We start from the raw sequence: 18,406 nt of genomic DNA, 5'->3' as shown, positions 1-18,406 counted from the left end.
AGGATTATAGATGGAAACAATTGCTATGCCGGCCATAAACCTGGCAGTGATCATGCCTGAGATACTACTCTCATGCATAGCCATGGTGCTGCTGCTCGTCAACGTCTTCGTGCCGGGCAATAACAAGGCCTACCTCGGTTACCTGAGCATCATCGGCCTTGCAGTGACCGCGGCGAGCGTGGTGGGCGGCTGGGGGCCGTCAGTATCGGCGTTCAACGGTTCGGTAGTGCAGGACAACTTCGCCACCTTCTTCAAGGTGATCTTCCTGGTTTCCGCGGGGCTCGCGATCCTGATCGCCGACCGCTACATGGCCCAGGAAGAGTGCAACCAGGGTGAGCTCTACCCCCTGATTCTTTTCTCCACCGTCGGTATGATGCTGATGGCGGCCGGGACCGACCTGATGGTCATCTTCCTCGGTCTCGAGCTTCTTTCCATCTGCCTGTACGTGCTGGCCGGCTTCAACCGCAACAGGCTGCAGTCGAACGAGGCGGGTCTCAAGTACTTCCTGCTTGGCTCCTTCTCCACCGGCTTCCTGCTCTACGGCATGGCGCTCACCTACGGCGCGACCGGGAGCACCAAGATCCACGCCATCTCCGCTTTCGTCATGGGTAACCCCGGCGTAGCGAACAACACCTTCTTCGTTGTCGGCATGCTGCTCATGGCCACCGGCTTCGCTTTCAAGATCGCGGCGGCACCGTTCCACATGTGGACCCCGGACGTCTACGAGGGTGCGCCGACCCCGATCACCGCGTTCATGTCCGCAGGTCCTAAGGCAGCCGGCTTCGCCGCCTTCATCCGCGTGATGATCTTCGCCTTCCCGATGTTGAGGGTAGAGTGGGGCAACCTCCTGTGGGTCCTGGCTGTGCTCACCATGACCGTCGGTAACATCATCGCCCTTTCCCAGGACAACGTGAAGAGGATGCTTGCTTACTCCTCCATCGCGCATGCAGGGTACGCCCTGGTCGGTTTCGCCGCCGTCAACGCCGAAGGTGCAGCAGGCATCCTGTTCTACATGCTCTCCTACGCATTCATGAACATCGGCGCCTTCGCCGTTCTCGTTCTCATCACCAAGAAAGGCGAGAGCAACGGCAACGTGCAGGACCTCGCGGGCTTCGGTCACAAGAAGCCGCTTCTGGCCCTGGTGCTCAGCATCTTCCTGTTCTCCCTGGCCGGCATGCCGCCGACCGCCGGTTTCATCGGGAAGTTCTACCTCTTCAGCGCCGCCATCAAGGCAGGTTACGTCTGGCTGGCCGTGATCGGCGTGCTGAACTCCGCAGCCTCCCTGTACTACTACCTGCGCGTCATGGTCTTCATGTACATGAAAGACCCGAGCGAAGACTTCGAGTGGGCCGGTGCCACCCCGGCAGTCGCTGTCTGCCTGCTGGTAGCCGTCGGTGCCACCCTGGTACTCGGCATGGTTCCGGGCACCGTCCTCGAGCTGGCACAGAAGGCCGTCCAGTTCTAAGACAAGCAGGATAGGAAAAGCAAAAAAACGAGGGCACCCGATTCGGGTGCCCTTTTTGCGTCTGACCTCGATATGAGGTTATGCGGATAGTACCGGGAATGCTGAGTCCCTCCCTCGAAGCGCTGCACATGGCCTCACGTCCCCCCCTTTGCTACATTTCCACCTTCACGCTCCCCTCCTACAGGAGGCTCAAAGATGGCCAACTCACGAATACCAAGAATCATCCTGGATGACGTGGGTGAGTTAGTAGCGCCTCGTACCCCAGGCCCACTGGGGCGCAATGATGCCGCAGACCAGCATTTGGGTTTAAAACACACGAGGGGAGACACCCCTGGGCCTCTTGGGATCAATGATCATGGAGCCACAAACACGAATGTAATCCGGAGTAGGACGGCCCACATACTTGTCAGTAAAGGTTGGGACCGTCTTGCTGCGGCAGCATACCTTAGAAACCCGTGCAACGGGTGGGCAGGGAAACGCTCAAAAGGAAGGTGTGCTACAGCAGTCCGATTGGCTATCAACGCAGGTTATCAGCCTACTCCTAATAATCCTGTCTCCGCTGCGGATTACAAAGATTACTTGCCGAGAATAGGGTTTGAAACTGTGGATACAGAAAAATATGTGCCTAGGACAGGTGACATTGCAGTATTTCCGGCCGATGTCCCTACAGGCCACGTTCATGGCCACATAGAGATGTTCACGGGAGATAAGTGGCAGTCTGATTTCGTACAGGAAGGAAGCGATAGAGATGGAAAGTATGGGCAAGGGTTCTTTGTGCACCGGATCTGGACGTCCAAACCATTCTGTATCTTCAGAAGGAAGGAGGCCAAATGAGGTATTTCGTTGCGAAAGTCATGTTAGTGCTAGCAATTGCCCTGAATGCCATTCCATCAGCAGCGAAACCAACGAAGGAACTCTTGTCATGTGACCCTGTGTTCGGAATCGGTTATTCACCTTCAAAAGTGAAATTCGAACCCGCTCCCTCCGAGGTCTTTCGCTGTACCACTCTACTCGAGCAGCATAGAAAGCTGTGGGTCTTCGGTAAGCACAATAAAGGCAAGGAGACCTTCTATTACGTTTACGGTTTGATCGAAGTGGATTTCGGCGCCGGTCCGACAGGAGAATTCGAGGCTGAAAATGACGACGGCATCATAGTCGTCGTTTCCTCGGAAGGATGTAAGGAGATAGGCGCTGGATACGCGATGAGTTCGAATCCTATAGCCCGCAAAGAAGCGAGCAATATCGGTATAACAGACGACGTATTGTCAGCTCTCTTCACAGATTTGATTCAACGTGAGGTTAAGGCATTCGGAGGTGTGGACAAATTTCTTGAGAAGGTAAAGGCAACAGGCCTCGCCGACTCGACCCTTGACCCCCTCGTTCGTGAAAAGCTTCAAGCCTTGCGGAAGAGCGCTGCAACAACTGGCCAGCAACCAAGAGCCAAGGCCAAGTAAGGATGGTAGCCTGCGAACAATTGAGCAGAGGTGAAGGCGGGACATCATCATCGCACTTTATGCCTAACCTGCCTCCTCGGGAGGCGAGAACTACTCCCGCATAGGTTGCAACTCAGCTGCGATGGTGTCAGGACCGAAATCCTGTCCATCCGGCCACCCTATTCCCGAAAAGAAGAGGCGCACTTGGTTAAAATACGCAGCGTCGTTTAGGCGTGCAAAAAAATCGGTCTTTATATAGGGCGATACGTCAAACACCCCTGATTTCCCGTCAGCGAAAACTACGGCGACTTTCCTGTCAGCTAATGCCCTTACTGAAACTACCTTGTCCATTGTCACTCCAAAGGTTTGATCGGCAGAGGATTTTGCCCATTGACGGCGAGACGTCAGTCCGCAATCAGATCCTCCCGATGTATCTCAATCCAGGCCTGAACAAGCTTTTGTTTGTTCCTTGGCAAATTACCTTCCAGCAAATCGCCATCCTCAATAGAGTAAACAGCATCATGGTCGCCATAAGTCGCGTGGAGGTGTGGCAACGAATGCCGCTTGTTATCGTAGAAAAACATGTAAATGACGATTCCGTAAAACATCGAGATTGTCGGCATCGTAGACACCCCAATATACAACACATTACCCAAAATATTAAACAATAAGGGCGCCCTAGGACGCAGACCTCCTCACCAGGTGTACACACCCCGCTCCTCCGGGGCCCTCCGAGCTCCTCGGAGCCCTCTGTGGTGAGACTTTCTAACCCCCAGCTTCAAGCGCCGCCGCTCTTATCACATCACCATCGATAACCACCCGCGGATCCTTCCCTGTCAGAAACAGCGCCGATGGCTTGAGGATGATCCCCTCCCTCTCGCAAACGGCCATGAACTCCTTCTTCGGCGTACAGCCGCCGTGCTCGGCCAGCAGGAGGTGGTAGAGAAGGTCGTTCAGCGTTTGTATGCCTTGCGAGTTGTCCACCGAAACGAACAGATCCTTCTGCCTGCCAATCTGGACGAAGTTGTCACCGGACACCAAAAGCCCGTGGAGCAGCACCGGAGTCCAGGCAAGCCCCTGCGCGAGTTCAGGCAACTGCCCGGAATGATGCAGTAACAGCTCACGACACGACCCGTAAGGCTTGTTGCGCCCTTCGGCATGCTCCAGGTGCACCAGGGCGAGGGTCTCGAGGGCGTACTGTTTTTCGTCGTCCCATTCGAGGGTCTTTCGTGCGATCACACTATCCCGCGAGTACCACAAAACCCTCTCCGTCTTCCCGAACCACAGCTTATAGAGATTGTTTTGCAGCGGGTCGGTACGGAAGGCCTCGAAAAGGTTCTTTGTAAGGCAGGGCTTACCCAGATCTTCCAGGTAGGCGTACACCCAGTCGGCAGGGGGAGGCGCAGCGGTGGTCCTTTTAGCGGGCGGCTCGGGGGAGGGCGACTTGGGTCTGCGCGACTTGGATTTCGGCTTTGCCTGCACCTTCTCATCTTTAACCGCTGCCTGTTTCCAGAGCGGATACTTCCGATTGGGATCCAGATGCCAATTTACCGTTCCGGGTAAAAACCGCTCCACGAAACAAAAAAGCTCCTTTGGCCCTGCTATGCCGATTGCTTCGCATGCGTCCTGATGTTTTCTGAAGAGTGCGACCTCCGTGGGTTCGCTCCCGTCATCCTCCAATGGAGGTGTCTCGACCATGCGACGCAACTGATCTGTTACGTATTGCGTGTGGTCGATATGAAGCAGGATGTTCTCAATCTTCAGGACGTTGCGCGACCGGTTCAAATGGCTGTGCATATGCAGTATGTGGCCGCCGAGTATGCCAACCTCGAAATCTTTCAGTTGCTTATAGGAAACCGCTCGACGCGCCTTGAGGAGGAACTGCTCGATCAATAAGGAAACCGGGGGCCTAGGGCCAACGTGACTTTTCCTCAGGACGTACGGGTATTCCTCGAAGCTCATGGTGGGGCTTCCCACGATTTTCATGCAAGAGTAGAGGGCGCGTGACGTAGGTATGTCCTGTGCCCGGAGCCGTTCCGCGTATCGATCAAAATGATGACCGTTGGCACACAGGTAGGGAACGTCGTATCTCTCTAATTCATAGGCGAAGTCTTCGAGAATTTCAGTGATGAGTGGGACGGGGATGGTCAGCAATGCACGATGCTTGAAGGTTCCCATGCCCCACAGCAACGCCCACTTGGCGTCCGTCAACCGGCCGTGAACCGATTGAGCGCTGGTGGTAGTTTCCGGGTTCAGAAGTTTCAGGCATTGATAGGCCTCTTTGTAATGCATACCGTCTGGGGCCGAGAGCATGACCTCCTCTAGCTCCTGAATAAGGGTGCACTTATGCTGCGGCAGCTCAAGGTGCACCTCTTGGTCGTGGACGCTGAGAGACGGTGACGGGTCCGCTATGAATTCAACGAGACTAGGGGAGAAGGAGGTGATCTTACGCAGCTCCGGGCACTGCATCCTAACGCAGGCACCCCGTACGACATCGAGTGCGTGATCGTAGGTAAAGGTGGCGGTTTTCGATGCCATGAGAGCCTCCGAAAGGGCGGCACCGGCGGCCTCACAACCGGTGCAGCAAGCGGTGGTGAGGGATATCCTGACGGGGAATGAATCCGTATCCACCCGATACCTTGGCGAGAGGCCCATGAGGACGCAAAGCGTCTCCTCTGAGGGAGGTGCATCCCAGCCGTGCACCGTCTGCAAAGAGAGACAAAGTTCGTAGGCATAGCGCGCGCCGCCACTTGAAAACAAGAAATGGTCGAGCAAACGCCAGAGATAATCGAGGTGCAGAAGATTCGCCCCGTCCGTCAGTTTTTGCAGCAATTTGGATTCAACCTGTCGAACCCGTTCAGTGGTTACGCCTATCTCCTCCCCCAACTTCCGCAAGGAAACCTTATTGGCGGCCGGCCCAAACCGCTTCCTGGCCAGGCGCGGATACCAGTCCCAGTGTTTCGGTGGCTCGGTGCCGCCTCCGTTTGTGCCTGCAGTCAGCGTGTATTGGTCGAGCAGTCGGTCCAAGTCGAGATACAAAGCGGTGGGCAGTCCAGCTGCGGCGGACTCAACGAAAGCTACGGCACGCTCCTTGAGTTGCCACAGGTAACGGATGGCGCGCAGGGCTGTGACCGAGAAGCCAAGCCTTTTTATAACTGAACGTTCCGTGATCTTCGCAACGACGCTCCAGGCGACTGCGTCAGTTGGGGCATCCACAAAGCCAAGGAGAGGAGGGAAGGGGAAATCTGGGACGATAAGCGGATCGAGCAGCCCTTCAGGAAAATCAGCATATAAAGAGACGTCCGCAGGCACTACGGCAAGAGTGGGGAGCGCGTCTCCAGGTAGCTGTGAACCGCGTACCACGGCATGCAGCATGGCGGACAGGGCCGCATCGCTCAAGCCGGCTTCGAGCAGGTACTCTATGGTGAACGAGCAAAGAAGGTACGGAGTATCCTCCGGGAAGATGCCTGCGGCGCGAAGCCGCACCAGATCTGCAGGCGGGAGCTTGATTGTTTCCGGCCATGCATACTGCGAAGACGAAGCGGCATCGGTGAATAACTCCGCGAGGGTGCTATTCAGGATGCTCCATTTTGAAGGGACGGCAGCCATTCGGGGAGCGGAAACTTCGGAGGCAGCAGCACCCTCGGCGCAGCCCGAAGGTTGCGCCAAAGAGGAATGCATCGGTACGTAATCTAGCTGAACTCCTTCAAGCAGCCGTGTGAGTTCAGCCGTAGTTTTGGTGCCGCACCATCGGATCTTGGGGAGGCCGCGCTCGCTCAAGGCGATGAGGTCCTGGTGCGACTCGACCTTGAGATTGATGAGCACGTTACGCGCCCTGGTGGAAAGGTTTTTGAAAAGATGTGGCGGTACGGGAGCAGGTTCAGTCATGAGTGGGCAGGTCCCATCGCGAGGAATTATGAGCCGAATGAAACCATTGTATTAGATGTTTGTAATATTACAAGGGGGTGGTGAGCTCCCGCACTCACCTGCGGACCGAAGCCTACGGAGGGTGAAGGCAGGGAGGACCGGGCTAGGAAGGGGGCACGTATGGTGTTTTTTGAGTGGTGGAGGGAAGGCGTCACGCGGGGGAGAACAGCGCGGGACGCCCTACGTTTCATACGGAGTTCGGAAAAAAACGCCAGGCAACGCTTGACTAAAAATTGGCGCAGGCTAATATTCATCGCGTCTGCCGATGCGAGGCAGGTAACCCATGAAAGGAGGCCATTATGTCGGTACCGAAGCACGAACTGTCGCATCTCTGGAAGCTTTCTGACGGCGACCTCATGCAGGAAGCTCGCATCTTTGGGCGAAGGTTGAGGGGGCACGCCGCCTTCCAAAATGTCGGACCTCATGTGCCAGTGGGTGATACATTCGACACGCTGGCGGACGCACTTGGGGAGAAGTCGAATGCGGCGAAGGGTGGCGGCAAACGGATGGTCGAAGACAGGGACAAGGCACGCGAAAATATATTCACGGCCTTTACCTTTGCCGGTCAGCACTCAGTGATGGTCGCCACGCATGAAAACAATCCCTCGCTGATGGACATTGGCTACGAACTGCGCCACAGGACCTATACGAGCAAGCCGGCGACCACCATCCTGCCGGGGCAACCCGGCAAAGTGGACCTGAAACCGGGGCCGAAGGGGTCCGGGATCTTCTATGTGGTGGTGAACAAGTGTCAGGGCATGGGCAGTCTCGAGGTCCAGTACACGGACAACCCGAATGACGAGTCTTCCTGGAAAAGTGCAGAGAGGTCTTATAGGTGTAAAGTGGAGTTGAAAGGCGAGTTGGTCAAGCGGTACTACATCCGGACGAGGTACCACAACAATGCCGGATACGGTCCTTGGTCCGCAGTAGTCGACATCGTGCTGAGTTAACCCGCATTCCTGGTGCGGCTGCAGAGACCGACCTGCAGCCGCACACCTGCCTCGCTACTTCCAAACGATCCACACTTCTTGCCGCCTCACCTCGCAGGATCTCCCAGCAGCAAATGAAACGCCGCGGGCACTCTAGGATCTCGGCATCGCCTAGGTTTTCCTCAATGAGTGCCTTCTTTCCTCCCTCTCCCTCCGGGAGAGGGTCGGGGTGAGGGCGATCCCACCTCTGGCCCAATTGCTGAATTCAAAACGTAATACCTTCAACCTCCAACCTCGGCAGTAAATTGGAAACCCGTGACATCGAACCTCCGGCGCCGGTAGTAAATTGAGAGCGCCAGAGGTTGAACCTCTAGCGTCGCGAGTAAATTGAAAACGCCAGAGGTTGAACCTCCAGCGTCGTGAGTAAATTGAAAACGCTAGAGGTTGAACCTCCAGCGTCGCGAGTAAATTGAAAGCGCCAGAGGTTGAACCTCCAGCGTCGTGAGTAAATTGAAATCGCCAGAGGTTGAACCTCCAGCGTCGCGAGTAAATTGAAATCGCCAGAGGTTGAACCTCCAGCGTCGCGAGTAATTTGAAAACGCCAGAGGTTGAACCTCCAGCGTCGAGAGTAAATTGAAAACGCCAGAGGTTGAACCTCCAGCGTCGTGAGTAAATTGAAAACGCCAGAGGTTGAACCTCCAGCGTCGGGAGTAAATTGAAAACGCCAGAGGTTGAACCTCTAGCATCGGGAGTAAATTGAGAACGCTAGAGATTGAACCTCCAGCGTCAGGAGTAAATTGGGAGCGCAAGAGGTTGAACCATCAGCAGCCTCGGTCATAGGTAGTAATCCCCGTTCAGCCCCTCCACCCCTGTTAATCACATTTCTTTGCGTCTTGGCGTCTCTGCGTGAGTAAATTGGTTTGCGGTGTTGAATTTTCTTTAACAATGTTTCTGCATGTGTTAATGATGTTTACGCTATCCCGCCTAAGGAGTTGCGCAAAGTCCCATGGCCCGCAAAAACCGCACCAGTCCCCTAGAAGACATCGTCATCATCGCCAGCAAGTTCCCCTGGTGGATCTCCGTCATTCTTGCCGTCGTATCCTTCCTCATTTCCCGTGCACTCCCCTCCCAAAACCCCGGCAACCTCGTCGCGCCCATGTTCGCGATGTTCGGGCAGTTCTTTCTCGCTCCCGCCTTCCTAATCGGGGCAGGTATCTCCGCATTCAACTCCATGAAGCAGCGCAAGCTCTACGAAACGGTCAAGGCGCGCGCCGATGTCGCATCACTGAACGAGATGAGCTGGGGCGAGTTCGAGACGTTGGTAGCCGAGCATTTCAAGCGGAAGGGATTTGAGGTCGCACGAGAGGGTGGTAGCGGGCCGGATGGCGGCGTGGATCTCGTTTTGCGCAAGGGGAGAGAGAAGCACCTGGTGCAGTGCAAGCAGTGGAAGGCGTACAAGGTCAGCGTCCAGCCCGTGCGAGAGTTCTACGGAGTAATGGCCGCAGCAGGAGCAGCCGGTGGGTACTTCGTAACCTCCGGCACATTCACCGAAGACGCCAAGGCCTTTGTGAAGGGACTCAATCTCGAACTCATCGACGGCCAGAAGCTGAAGTCTATGATCGGAACAATCCGCCGCAACGTAGCACCACAGCCATCCTCAGCGAATGTTGCTGCCTCAGCCGCGCCCCACTGTCCGAGGTGCGGTGCAGCGATGCAAGTCCGAGTAGCCCGCAAAGGACCAAATGCAGGCCAGAAGTTCTGGGGCTGCAACACCTACCCAAAATGCAACGGCACCCAGGTCTTCGCGGTTGCGGGTCCGGTCCCAACGTCACCAGGTACAGAGGCGGAGCAGCCGAAAGAAGAACAGCAAAGGACCTGCCCGGATTGTGGCAGTGAACTTGTCCTGAGGACGTTCCAGGGTGGGCCGAAAGAGGGGCAGAGCTTTTACGGATGCCTTCTGTGTAAGAAAGCATGGCCAGCGTAAAGGGAAGCTTAGGCAGGATTTCAGGGGGGGCTTGTTATCCTCGTTCACCTCAGTAAGAAGAGTCCTGGTAGGCCTGGAAATAGGAATGAGTGGAGGCCGGTAGGCGAGGCAGTTATTATGTTAAGTGACTATACGTATTGTGTCCCCGGGATACCTGGGAATACCCAGAACACCGGAATACCTGAGGAGCCATATCTTCGGAATTAACTTCAATTACAAACAAGGAGAGAAAAGTGGCAGACCCGAGAGCATTCATTAGTTTTGACTTCGACCACAATGAAACTGAAAAAAACTTATTTACAGGGCAAGCAAAGAATTCAAAGACGCCATTTTCTATTCAGGACTGGTCTGCCAAATCGGCGATGCCACAGTCACAGTGGGAGGCCATAGTTAAGGACAAAATCAACAAATGCAACGCGCTTATTGTCCTTGTTGGTAAAACCATGGCAAGCGCTACCGGTGTTGCCAAGGAAATAAAAAAGGCAAAAGACCAAGCCGTTCCAGTCTTTGGCGTTTACGTTGATGGGGCAAACAATTCTAGCAACCTTCCTGATGGACTCCAGCGCAACCGGACAATCAGTTGGGACTGGGAGAAAATTGCTTCTGCTGTCGATCAAGTAATGAAAGAAGGAAAGAATATAAAGTGAGAAAAGCGCTCGTTGTCGGTATTGACCATTACATCAATGTCTTGCCATTATATGGCTGTGTCAATGATTCATTTGCTGTCAAAACCATGCTAGATCGGCATTCTGATGGTTCGGTGAATTTTGGTGTAAAGCTTCTGACCGCCACTGGCCCGGCTGATCCCGTTGGGCGTGATGAGCTTAGACAGGCCATTGAAAGCCTATTTGCGGGGGATGGTGAAGTGGCACTTCTGTACTTCGCAGGCCATGGCCATATTGAAGCAACTGGCGGGTATCTTTGCTCTTCCGACGTAAAGACTGGAAACGATGGTGTGCCATTGGCTGAGATTCTGACCATGGCAAATCAATCGAGGATTCAAAATCGAGTGATAGTTCTTGATAGCTGTCATAGCGGCGTCGCGGGAGGAAGCGCGTTGCAGCACAAGGTGGCCGAGATCAGCGATGGAGTGACCATTCTAACCGCCTCAACTGCTGAACAATATGCAACTGAGGAAAATGGAGCCGGTGTTTTTACCAGCTTACTTGTCGACGCGCTCGGCGGAGCTGCCGCCAACCTCGTAGGAGACGTAACCCCTGGCGGGGTCTATGCACACGTAGACCAGTCACTTGGGCCGTGGGCGCAAAGACCCGTCTTTAAGACAAATGTCACTCGCTTTGTGTCTTTGAGGAAAGTTCACCCCCCACTAGAACTTGCTGAACTTCGTCGGATTGCAGAGTTTTTTCCAACTTCCGGTTTTCATTTCCAAATTGATCCAAGCTATGAGCCGGAGAGACACGAATGTTGGGTCAAAGATCCGCAAGGCATTCCCACTCCGAACCCCGACCACAACGCTATCTTCAAAATCCTTCAGAAATACAACCGCGTGGGGCTTGCGGTACCTGAAGGCGCACCGCATATGTGGCACGCGGCAATGGAAAGCAAGACCGTCCGTCTAACCGCTCTTGGCGAGCACTACCGTCGCTTAGCAGCAAAGGGGCTTATATAAGGGATATTCCGACGATTATAATGGGACAGACAATAGTTGTGGAGATTCGGGGAGCCAAAGGGGGTAGTTGACGTTGTGGACCTTTTCAAGAGACAGGCTGTTCAGGCTGCGGAAAATAAGGTCCACGAGTTCAACAATGTCCGGTCCGGCCCTCACGGGAGCCCAGATATCTGCACTTTTACGTTGAGAACGTGTAGAGAAGGGAAAGCTTTAGAAAGCAATGACTTAGGGTAAGACGTCACATTACTGATTCTGCGCCATGTGTGACTCCTTGTGAGGGTGATTATTCATGGCGATCCTACTGCGGTGGTGCGACAGAAAACGTCTTAAAAAGCATGCTGCTGAAGATTAGCGCTAATCGGCTATTTTTATCGGCGATACCTATGACGTCATCTTAAGTACCTTAAAACAGCGTTGCCCACAGAACTTATGTGCCTAACCACACACCCTCGCCGGAACTTGCGGATCCCCGCAAAATTGATCCAACAAGCACAGCACCTATTTTCATTGACCATGGTCTAAAATCGATTTAAATTGCGAGACGTGTAGGACAGAACTGTATCTGAATCTATTGAATCTGTAGAATAACAGATTAGCGGAGATCAGCTGTTCATACGCACCAGAATTGCTCTGATCATACATTCTAACAGGAGGGGTAAATGCGGGTGTTTATCAGCTGGTCCGGAGAACGAAGTAAGTTTGTTGCAGAGGCAATACGCAATTGGCTTCCAAAAGTTTTACAAACTCTCCGTCCATGGATGTCCCAAGAGGATATTTCTGCTGGAGCAAGATGGCTTACTGATGTGTCTTCAGAACTTTCGCAAGCAAAGGTAGGAATTATCTGTGTAACACCTGAGAATCAACATAATCCATGGCTTCAGTTCGAATCAGGTGCGTTGTCAAAAACTATTGATCAGACATTTGTGTGCCCTGTACTGTTGGAAATGCAACCAGGGCAGTTGACCGGACCTCTCACCCAATTTCAATCTGTAGTTTTGGACCATAGTGGTGTTATGCGATTGCTAAAAACCCTAAACTCTGCCCTTGTTGAACACAAAATGCCTGAATCAGAGTTAGAGGAAATTTTTGAAGTTTGGTGGCCAAAATTGAGCAATAAAATTTCAACTGTTCCAATAATTACTGAACCAATAGCACGAAGAACGTCTGATGAAATGCTTGAAGAATTGCTCCAAAACACGCGAGAACAATTGCGTCGCGAAAATTTACGTCTCGAATATTCAAAAGAGCGCGACATCAAACTTGATAATTTTGTAGAAATGTTTGAATCATCTTTTTCACATCTCAATACTTCTGGTGAGTTATTATCAAAAGTTAAAAAAGTTTTTGAATCTTTTCCACAAACTTTGGATTTAAATTGTAAAAGTAGTCCAGATGAACCGTCTTTAGAACAATTAAACAAGGCATTCAATCAGATGAAAGACATGGCTGCAGTTGGAAAAATTGTAGAGTTTGATGTCAGTGCATTAGCCAGAGGTGTCACAGACATGAAGGAGCTCTCCCTCAAGCAGAAAGAACTGACAGAAAATATCCTAAACGGACCTGACTCCGAGTAAAGGGGTGCGGGATCCGGGGATCTGGGATCTGGGGCCAGGCTTGCAAAGTTGCAAAGTTGGGTTAACTTTGGTTAATGGCCCGCCGACAGCGCATACATTTCCCTGGTGCTCACTATCACGTCATCCTGCGGGGTAACGACCGGCAGGACATTTTCTTTGATGAGGTGGACCGGTACAAGTTCTACCTGCTTCTCCAAGAGGGGATCGAAAGGTTTGGCCATTCGATCCTCTCTTTCTGTCTGATGACCAACCACGTACACCTCCTCTGCCAGGTCTCCGACGTTCCGCTATCAAGGATCATCCAGAATCTCGCGTTTAGGTACACCCGCTGGATAAACTGGCGGCAAAACAGAGTTGTGGAATCTGGGGTCAGGCTTGCAAAGTTGCAAAGTTGGGTTAGCTTTGGCTAATGGCTCGCCGGCAGCGCATACATTTCCCTGGTGCTTACTATCACGTCATCCTGCGGGGTAACGACCGGCAGGACATTTTCTTTGATGAGGTGGACCGGTATAAGTTCTACCTGCTTCTCCAAGAGGGGATCGAAAGGTTTGGCCATTCGATCCTCTCTTTCTGTCTGATGACCAACCATGTACACCTCCTCTGCCAAGTCTCTGATGTCCCGCTATCAAGGATCATCCAGAACTTGGCTTTTAGGTATACCCGCTGGATAAACTGGCGGCAAAAAAGAGTCGGGCACCTCTTCCAAGGACGGTACAGGGCGATCCTGGTCGACGCCGACGAATACCTCCTTCAGTTGACCTCATATATCCACCTGAATCCAATTCGTGCGAATCTTGTAAAGGACCCTTCAGCCTATCCTTGGAGCAGCCATCGTGCTTATGTTGGCAAGGAAGTCCTGCCCTGGTTGCGGATGGAACCCGTCCTGGCCTACTTCGGCAACAACATGCAACGCGCCAGGTCCGCCTTCCTGGACTTCGTCAACGAGAACATTCAAAACGGGCACTGTGATGTCTTCAGCCACGGAGATATAGCCGATACACGTTTTCTCGGTCCGGATGACTTTGTGGATAAGATCCATGACAACATAGAACCAGAGCATATGAGGAAGCCTGCGATTCCCGAAATAATAGAGGCAGTGGAGCGCCTCTATGGGCTGACGGGCGGGGGGCTGGTTAATGCCGACAGAAGCTTCAAGATGGCAGAAGCACGTTCAATGGTGGCATGGGCGGTACGGGAAATGAGTGATGACACTCTCACAGATCTCGGTCATGTCTTTGGGCGCGACGTCACGACTCTTAGTTCGTCCATCACAAGGCTGACAGCTAGATCAAAGTCCGACCACGAAATTGCTGAACGGATGAAGAATCTTCATAAAATCCTTGTCGACTTTGCAACTTTGCAAGCCTGACCCTAGCCTATTTCCGTTGTCACGAACTCTCCCTTAGGAGGTTCATATGGCCAACTCCCGTGCGCCCCACTTCCACCGCGACCCCTTTCAACGCCCTGCCCTAACCCCAGGCCCACTAGGCCACAACGATGCCGCTTCGCCGGACACACGTCGTACACACATCGGGGACACACCGGGGCCCTTGGGAATAAACGATCATGCCTCTCCATTCGTCGTTGGAAGGGATCCAAACATAACGGAGCAAAGCAGAATAATTAGCAGTGTTATCACACCTAAACCAGGAACCAGAAACCAGCTTAGAGAAGAAGATTTCGTTGATGCAGCTAAGACTTTAGGAGGTGCTTCCGTAGCGGTGATCAAGGCTTTCGCAGAAGTTGAGTCTGGTGGGAAAAGCGGCTTTGGTTCCGATGGTCTACCCGTCATTGCATATGAAGGACATATATTTCGACGACTCACAAAAAGATTGCATGATCGACATATGCGCCTCTCATACGTGTACTTGGAAAAAGCGGGAGCGCAATGGAAGCTAAACAATCGCTCTCATTCTGTGTCATGGCAAACCCTACGTGCAGCGATGGAACTGGATGCCAATGCCGCACTCCAGTCCTGCTCCTGGGGAAAGTTTCAGATTATGGGGTTTAACCACAAAGCTTGCGGGTTTGAAAACGTACTTGATTTTGTGATGGCAATGAAGACTGGAGAGCGGGAACAATTAATGGGGTTTGTGAAGTTTTGTAAGTCGCGATCAGACTTGATTTCGGCAATAATGGCCAAAGATTTTAAGAAAATTGCCTGCTTGTACAACGGAGTTAATTATGGAGATTATGACAAACGTATGGAGCGTAGTTACAAAAAACATTGTAATGCGGCATCAAGCTCTCCTAAAACTTAACGTAACGGCTTTGTGGATTTTGCTTGTTTCGGTTACTTCGGCATCGGCTGGGGAACTAAAGTCAGGGGTCTACGAAAATCTAGCTATAGCAGTAGGGAAACACGGAGCCGTTGTCGGAGTTTATAAGGAAAATCAAGGGGAGGGTGTGACTAAGGACTGTTCATTCTTTCTTAGAGGCTCTTCCGCAAACAATGAAGCACGCGTAATGACTTGGAGCGATCGTTTGCTGCCGGGAACGGTGAAAGATATCCCTGGTGGGGTGGATCTCAAAATCAATAACGGGACAGATCATGCTGGATGTGGTCTCGTGTTGCTGCCACAGATTTCGACTGGAATTGTGCTCGAGTTGGTGAGGCTGACAAAATGGCTCGATCTGCAGGAAATCATTGCTGAGCGCGCTGTGTTGCACTTGGTCCCCTCCCACAAAGGGAAATTGAAAGGGGTTCTCCGCAAAGGAGCTTTGGTCGGGATACTTAGACAAAAAGATGGGTGGATGCAGGTGGAGTCGGTATTTGAGCCTCATAGTACAGTCGGGTGGATCAGATCGAGAGAAGCTGGACAGCTTATGCCACCAAACAGCCTGGACGCTGATGACCAACCGCTTTCATCTCCTGCTAAGACTACAACACATTGTCTGTACCGCGAGGGATATCCTGAGTAAAGGAACTAGGGGGACGTTGTTAATATTTTGACATTTGATTAGGCGCGGCTAAGCTTTCCGCATGCCAAGGTTAGCTCGACTTGATGCGGTTGGTTTGCTGCAGCACGTGATGGTCCGTGGCATCGAGAAGTCCGACATCTTCCTCGATGACAAAGACCGTTACTCTTTCCTCGATCGCCTATCAATGCTGCTGGTGAAGACCGGTACCTCGTGCTTCGCCTGGGCGCTGATGACCAACCACTTCCATCTTCTGTTGAGACCGGAAAAGTCCAAATTATCCTCCTTCATGCGCCGCCTACTCACCGGGTACGCGGTGACATTCAATCAGAGGCACAACCGTGCCGGCCATCTCTTTCAAAATCGTTACAAGTCCATTGTTTGCCAGGAAGAGCCTTACCTTCTGGAGCTGGTGAGCTACATTCACCTGAATCCTGTCAGGGCGCACCTTGTCCAGGGCGTGGACGCATTGGACAGCTATCGCTGGAGCGGGCACGCGGTACTAATGGGGAACCACACCCTCCCGGGTCAGGTCACGGACGAGGTGCTGTGCAGATTTGGCGGCAGTTTGTCGGAAGCAAGACGGAATTATCGGTTGTTTGTCATGGAGGCTGCAGCAAAAGGTCATCGTGAGGAGTTCGTTGGAGGCGGCATGCTCAGAAGTTGTGACTTCCTTCATGCGCAGCTTGGTGCAGAGGCGTTCGATGAGCGGATCCTCGGTGGGGGCGAGTTTGTAGAAGACGTATGGCGGGTGGAACAAGATGCACACTTAGAGGATATACCGTCCTTGGAATCAGTGGTCAGTGACGTTGCTGCAAGATACGGGATCAGCCCCGAAATACTATGTACATCCACCAAGGAGCGAACTGTATCAGCGGCCCGCGCAGTAGCCTGTTTCCTTGCACTGCGTGTCTTGGGATACAGCGGGGCGACCATTTCGGACTTGCTTAAGATATCTCGTGCAGGGGTAACGGTGGCTGCAAAGAGGGGAGAGACCTTGGTGAAGGACGGTGCAGCTAAAGATCTTGTCTCAAATGCAAAAATATTAACAACGTCCCCCTAGGGGGCTTTCTGGTAATAAAGGCACATCTGCTGTCTAATAGTGGTATAGTTGAAAGAGTAGAACTTTGAGGTAATGCAACTTTACGACAAGGAGTAACATCATGAGTAAAGGCCAAGACAGTAAGAAGTCATCGAAAAAGGAACCGGCAAAAACACAAAAAGAAAAGAAGGCGGACAAACGGCTCAAGAAAGAGGAAAAAGCTGTCGGTGTAAAGCTCACGATCTAAAAAGTCCACGTCTCCTCTCCTGCCTGCTCTTCACGCTACAAAATCGTCCGTAAAAAATGGAGACATCATGATCCTCGCAATAGTAGTTACCTGTGTATTCGGCGCCGCCGCCTTCGCTCTGCTGAACAAGGGGCCGATGGACCGCCAATCCGCGCACAGCACGGCCTATTGGGCGCGTTACGAAGGTAAATAAACCATAAGTCGTGTCCCAGAGGCGGCCTGCCGCAAGAGCAAGCCGCCTCTGGGAGACACGCGGAGCGGAGACGCCCATGGGTGTCCCCGACTTCTCACTTGCATACCGACGAAACACCGGTGTTCAGCAGTGAGGCCATTTCCACCTTGGCTGATATGGTAACGGTTGCCAAGGCTCCTGATTTGGTCACAAAGCTATGCCGGCTTCAAGACGTCGGCTTCGGTATTCAGGGACTTCAGGCTCAGCTCGACGATGTCCCCGGCGCTCAGCTTTTTAAAGCAGGCATGGACCAGTTGTTTCGCCATGTCGTTGTATTCCGCACCCGCGACTACGTTGATTTCCGTATTGGTGGAAAGACCTATCACCTTCAGATGGACGTCGCTCCCCAGAAGCATCACTCCGATATCCTTATCGCCGCCATCGCGCATGCAGAGCTGCAAAAAGCTCATCGCCACACTTTCCCACAGCTTTGCAATCTCGAACTCCCCGGTTTCCATAAAACCTCCCTATCCTTTCGCAAGCTTGAGTAGTGCAGCCTTCTTCAACGGGGTCTTGTGCAGTTCGTTCAGGCGCTGCACGCTGACCCTTTTCAGGCAGGAAAGCACCAACTGTTCACCGACCTCACAGACGCCGGTCCCGTACACGGTCATCATGACATCGCCTGTCGGTTGCAGGATCCTGATACGCGCCGCGTTGCCGCGCGTCCCGACATCGACACGACGCTCATGTTCATTTCCCGCCGCAACATCTAGCAGCGCGAACGTCATTGCTTGGTACAGCGACTGCAATTCGAATCCCATGACTCCCTCCTGTTGTTCACGTGAATAGTTAAAAAATGCCAATAATATCGGTGCCTGTCAACCGGCGCCCTGACAAAAATCGGCAAGCCGTTGGCGAGCAACTGAAAAAAACCGTTGGATGCGAAAGCATCTTCAGGAGAATTCCTAGGGGATGGGGGAGTCGCTGAGGTTTTTGACATTCGATGGGCTCTTGCTAGAGTTTGGTCCGGAATGCGTTCTGGCGTGCAATCCACTATGACTGCAAGCGCATCGTCTGCTTCGGC

Annotated in this window: 20 protein-coding genes; 15 read left to right on the top strand and 5 right to left on the bottom strand. The window is 52.8% G+C overall.

Translation table 11 applies throughout. The features are described from left to right. Positions 1 to 10 precede the first annotated feature (10 nt). From E8K79_RS13160 to E8K79_RS13150, 3 genes are all read left to right on the top strand, one after another. Entirely contained in the window at positions 11 to 1,465 is a 1,455-nt protein-coding gene (locus E8K79_RS13160) for an NADH-quinone oxidoreductase subunit N (protein WP_136515139.1), read from the top strand. Between the two features lie 510 nt (positions 1,466 to 1,975). Beyond that, a complete protein-coding gene (locus tag E8K79_RS13155; RefSeq protein ID WP_136515138.1) occupies positions 1,976 to 2,299 on the top strand; it encodes a hypothetical protein in 324 nt (107 codons plus the stop codon). Next, positions 2,296 to 2,919 (top strand): hypothetical protein, encoded by a 624-nt coding sequence (locus tag E8K79_RS13150; protein ID WP_136515137.1) that lies wholly within the window; start codon positions 2,296 to 2,298, stop codon positions 2,917 to 2,919. The genes E8K79_RS13155 and E8K79_RS13150 overlap by 4 nt, the downstream gene beginning before the upstream one ends. A gap of 90 nt (positions 2,920 to 3,009) precedes the next feature. Here E8K79_RS13150 and E8K79_RS13145 read toward each other — a convergent pair whose 3' ends face one another. The 3 genes from E8K79_RS13145 to E8K79_RS13135 form a co-directional block, all read right to left on the bottom strand. Further along, on the bottom strand, positions 3,010 to 3,249 hold the full coding sequence (locus E8K79_RS13145; RefSeq protein ID WP_136515136.1) for a DUF2442 domain-containing protein: 240 nt from the start codon (positions 3,247 to 3,249) through the stop codon (positions 3,010 to 3,012). Positions 3,250 to 3,302: 53 nt separating this feature from the next. Next, the gene (locus E8K79_RS13140; RefSeq protein ID WP_281276102.1) at positions 3,303 to 3,506 is read right to left on the bottom strand and encodes a DUF4160 domain-containing protein; all 204 of its coding nucleotides are present in this window, start codon (positions 3,504 to 3,506) and stop codon (positions 3,303 to 3,305) included. A gap of 157 nt (positions 3,507 to 3,663) precedes the next feature. Continuing rightward, complete coding sequence (locus E8K79_RS13135; RefSeq protein WP_136515134.1) at positions 3,664 to 6,723, bottom strand: hypothetical protein; 3,060 nt, start codon at positions 6,721 to 6,723, stop codon at positions 3,664 to 3,666. Between the two features lie 401 nt (positions 6,724 to 7,124). Here E8K79_RS13135 and E8K79_RS13130 point away from each other — a divergent pair, with 401 nt between their 5' ends. The 12 genes from E8K79_RS13130 (at position 7,125) to E8K79_RS21610 (ending at position 17,343) form a co-directional block, all read left to right on the top strand. Beyond that, the gene (locus E8K79_RS13130) at positions 7,125 to 7,775 is read left to right on the top strand and encodes a hypothetical protein (protein WP_136515133.1); all 651 of its coding nucleotides are present in this window, start codon (positions 7,125 to 7,127) and stop codon (positions 7,773 to 7,775) included. Positions 7,776 to 8,760: 985 nt separating this feature from the next. Next, positions 8,761 to 9,738, top strand: coding sequence for a restriction endonuclease (locus tag E8K79_RS13125; RefSeq protein WP_136515132.1), 978 nt, complete (start codon positions 8,761 to 8,763; stop codon positions 9,736 to 9,738). A 233-nt stretch (positions 9,739 to 9,971) separates the two neighbouring features. Beyond that, positions 9,972 to 10,385, top strand: a complete 414-nt coding sequence (locus E8K79_RS13120; RefSeq protein WP_136515131.1) for a TIR domain-containing protein — start codon at positions 9,972 to 9,974, stop codon at positions 10,383 to 10,385. Further along, positions 10,382 to 11,368, top strand: a complete 987-nt coding sequence (locus tag E8K79_RS13115) for a caspase family protein (protein ID WP_136515130.1) — start codon at positions 10,382 to 10,384, stop codon at positions 11,366 to 11,368. Before E8K79_RS13120 ends, E8K79_RS13115 begins: the two co-directional genes overlap by 4 nt. A 659-nt stretch (positions 11,369 to 12,027) precedes the next feature. Further along, on the top strand, positions 12,028 to 12,942 hold the full coding sequence (locus tag E8K79_RS13110; RefSeq protein WP_136515129.1) for a toll/interleukin-1 receptor domain-containing protein: 915 nt from the start codon (positions 12,028 to 12,030) through the stop codon (positions 12,940 to 12,942). Positions 12,943 to 13,016: 74 nt separating this feature from the next. After that, positions 13,017 to 13,352 carry a transposase gene (locus E8K79_RS13105; protein WP_407925480.1) on the top strand — a complete coding sequence of 112 codons (336 nt, stop codon included), beginning with the start codon at positions 13,017 to 13,019 and terminating at the stop codon, positions 13,350 to 13,352. Next, a complete protein-coding gene (locus E8K79_RS13100; RefSeq protein WP_136515128.1) occupies positions 13,352 to 14,311 on the top strand; it encodes a transposase in 960 nt (319 codons plus the stop codon). Before E8K79_RS13105 ends, E8K79_RS13100 begins: the two co-directional genes overlap by 1 nt. A gap of 181 nt (positions 14,312 to 14,492) precedes the next feature. Beyond that, positions 14,493 to 15,203, top strand: coding sequence for an N-acetylmuramidase family protein (locus E8K79_RS13095; protein WP_162604663.1), 711 nt, complete (start codon positions 14,493 to 14,495; stop codon positions 15,201 to 15,203). Continuing rightward, complete coding sequence (locus E8K79_RS13090; protein WP_136515126.1) at positions 15,127 to 15,864, top strand: hypothetical protein; 738 nt, start codon at positions 15,127 to 15,129, stop codon at positions 15,862 to 15,864. The genes E8K79_RS13095 and E8K79_RS13090 overlap by 77 nt, the downstream gene beginning before the upstream one ends. Before the next feature lie 94 nt (positions 15,865 to 15,958). Then, on the top strand, positions 15,959 to 16,924 hold the full coding sequence (locus tag E8K79_RS13085) for a transposase (protein ID WP_246043820.1): 966 nt from the start codon (positions 15,959 to 15,961) through the stop codon (positions 16,922 to 16,924). Positions 16,925 to 17,024: 100 nt separating this feature from the next. After that, positions 17,025 to 17,150 (top strand): hypothetical protein, encoded by a 126-nt coding sequence (locus E8K79_RS21615; RefSeq protein ID WP_281276081.1) that lies wholly within the window; start codon positions 17,025 to 17,027, stop codon positions 17,148 to 17,150. Positions 17,151 to 17,217: 67 nt separating this feature from the next. Then, the gene (locus tag E8K79_RS21610) at positions 17,218 to 17,343 is read left to right on the top strand and encodes a hypothetical protein (RefSeq protein WP_281276080.1); all 126 of its coding nucleotides are present in this window, start codon (positions 17,218 to 17,220) and stop codon (positions 17,341 to 17,343) included. 194 nt (positions 17,344 to 17,537) lie between these two features. Here E8K79_RS21610 and E8K79_RS13080 read toward each other — a convergent pair whose 3' ends face one another. Both E8K79_RS13080 and E8K79_RS13075 read right to left on the bottom strand, forming a co-directional pair. Further along, positions 17,538 to 17,840, bottom strand: a complete 303-nt coding sequence (locus tag E8K79_RS13080) for a hypothetical protein (protein ID WP_136515124.1) — start codon at positions 17,838 to 17,840, stop codon at positions 17,538 to 17,540. 9 nt (positions 17,841 to 17,849) lie between these two features. Beyond that, entirely contained in the window at positions 17,850 to 18,143 is a 294-nt protein-coding gene (locus E8K79_RS13075) for a hypothetical protein (protein WP_136515123.1), read from the bottom strand. Between the last annotated feature and the right edge of the window lie 263 nt (positions 18,144 to 18,406).

This window comes from Geomonas edaphica, from assembly GCF_004917075.1.
GTDB lineage: Bacteria > Desulfobacterota > Desulfuromonadia > Geobacterales > Geobacteraceae > Geomonas > Geomonas edaphica.
This window is presented reverse-complemented; position numbering and strand designations above follow the sequence as displayed.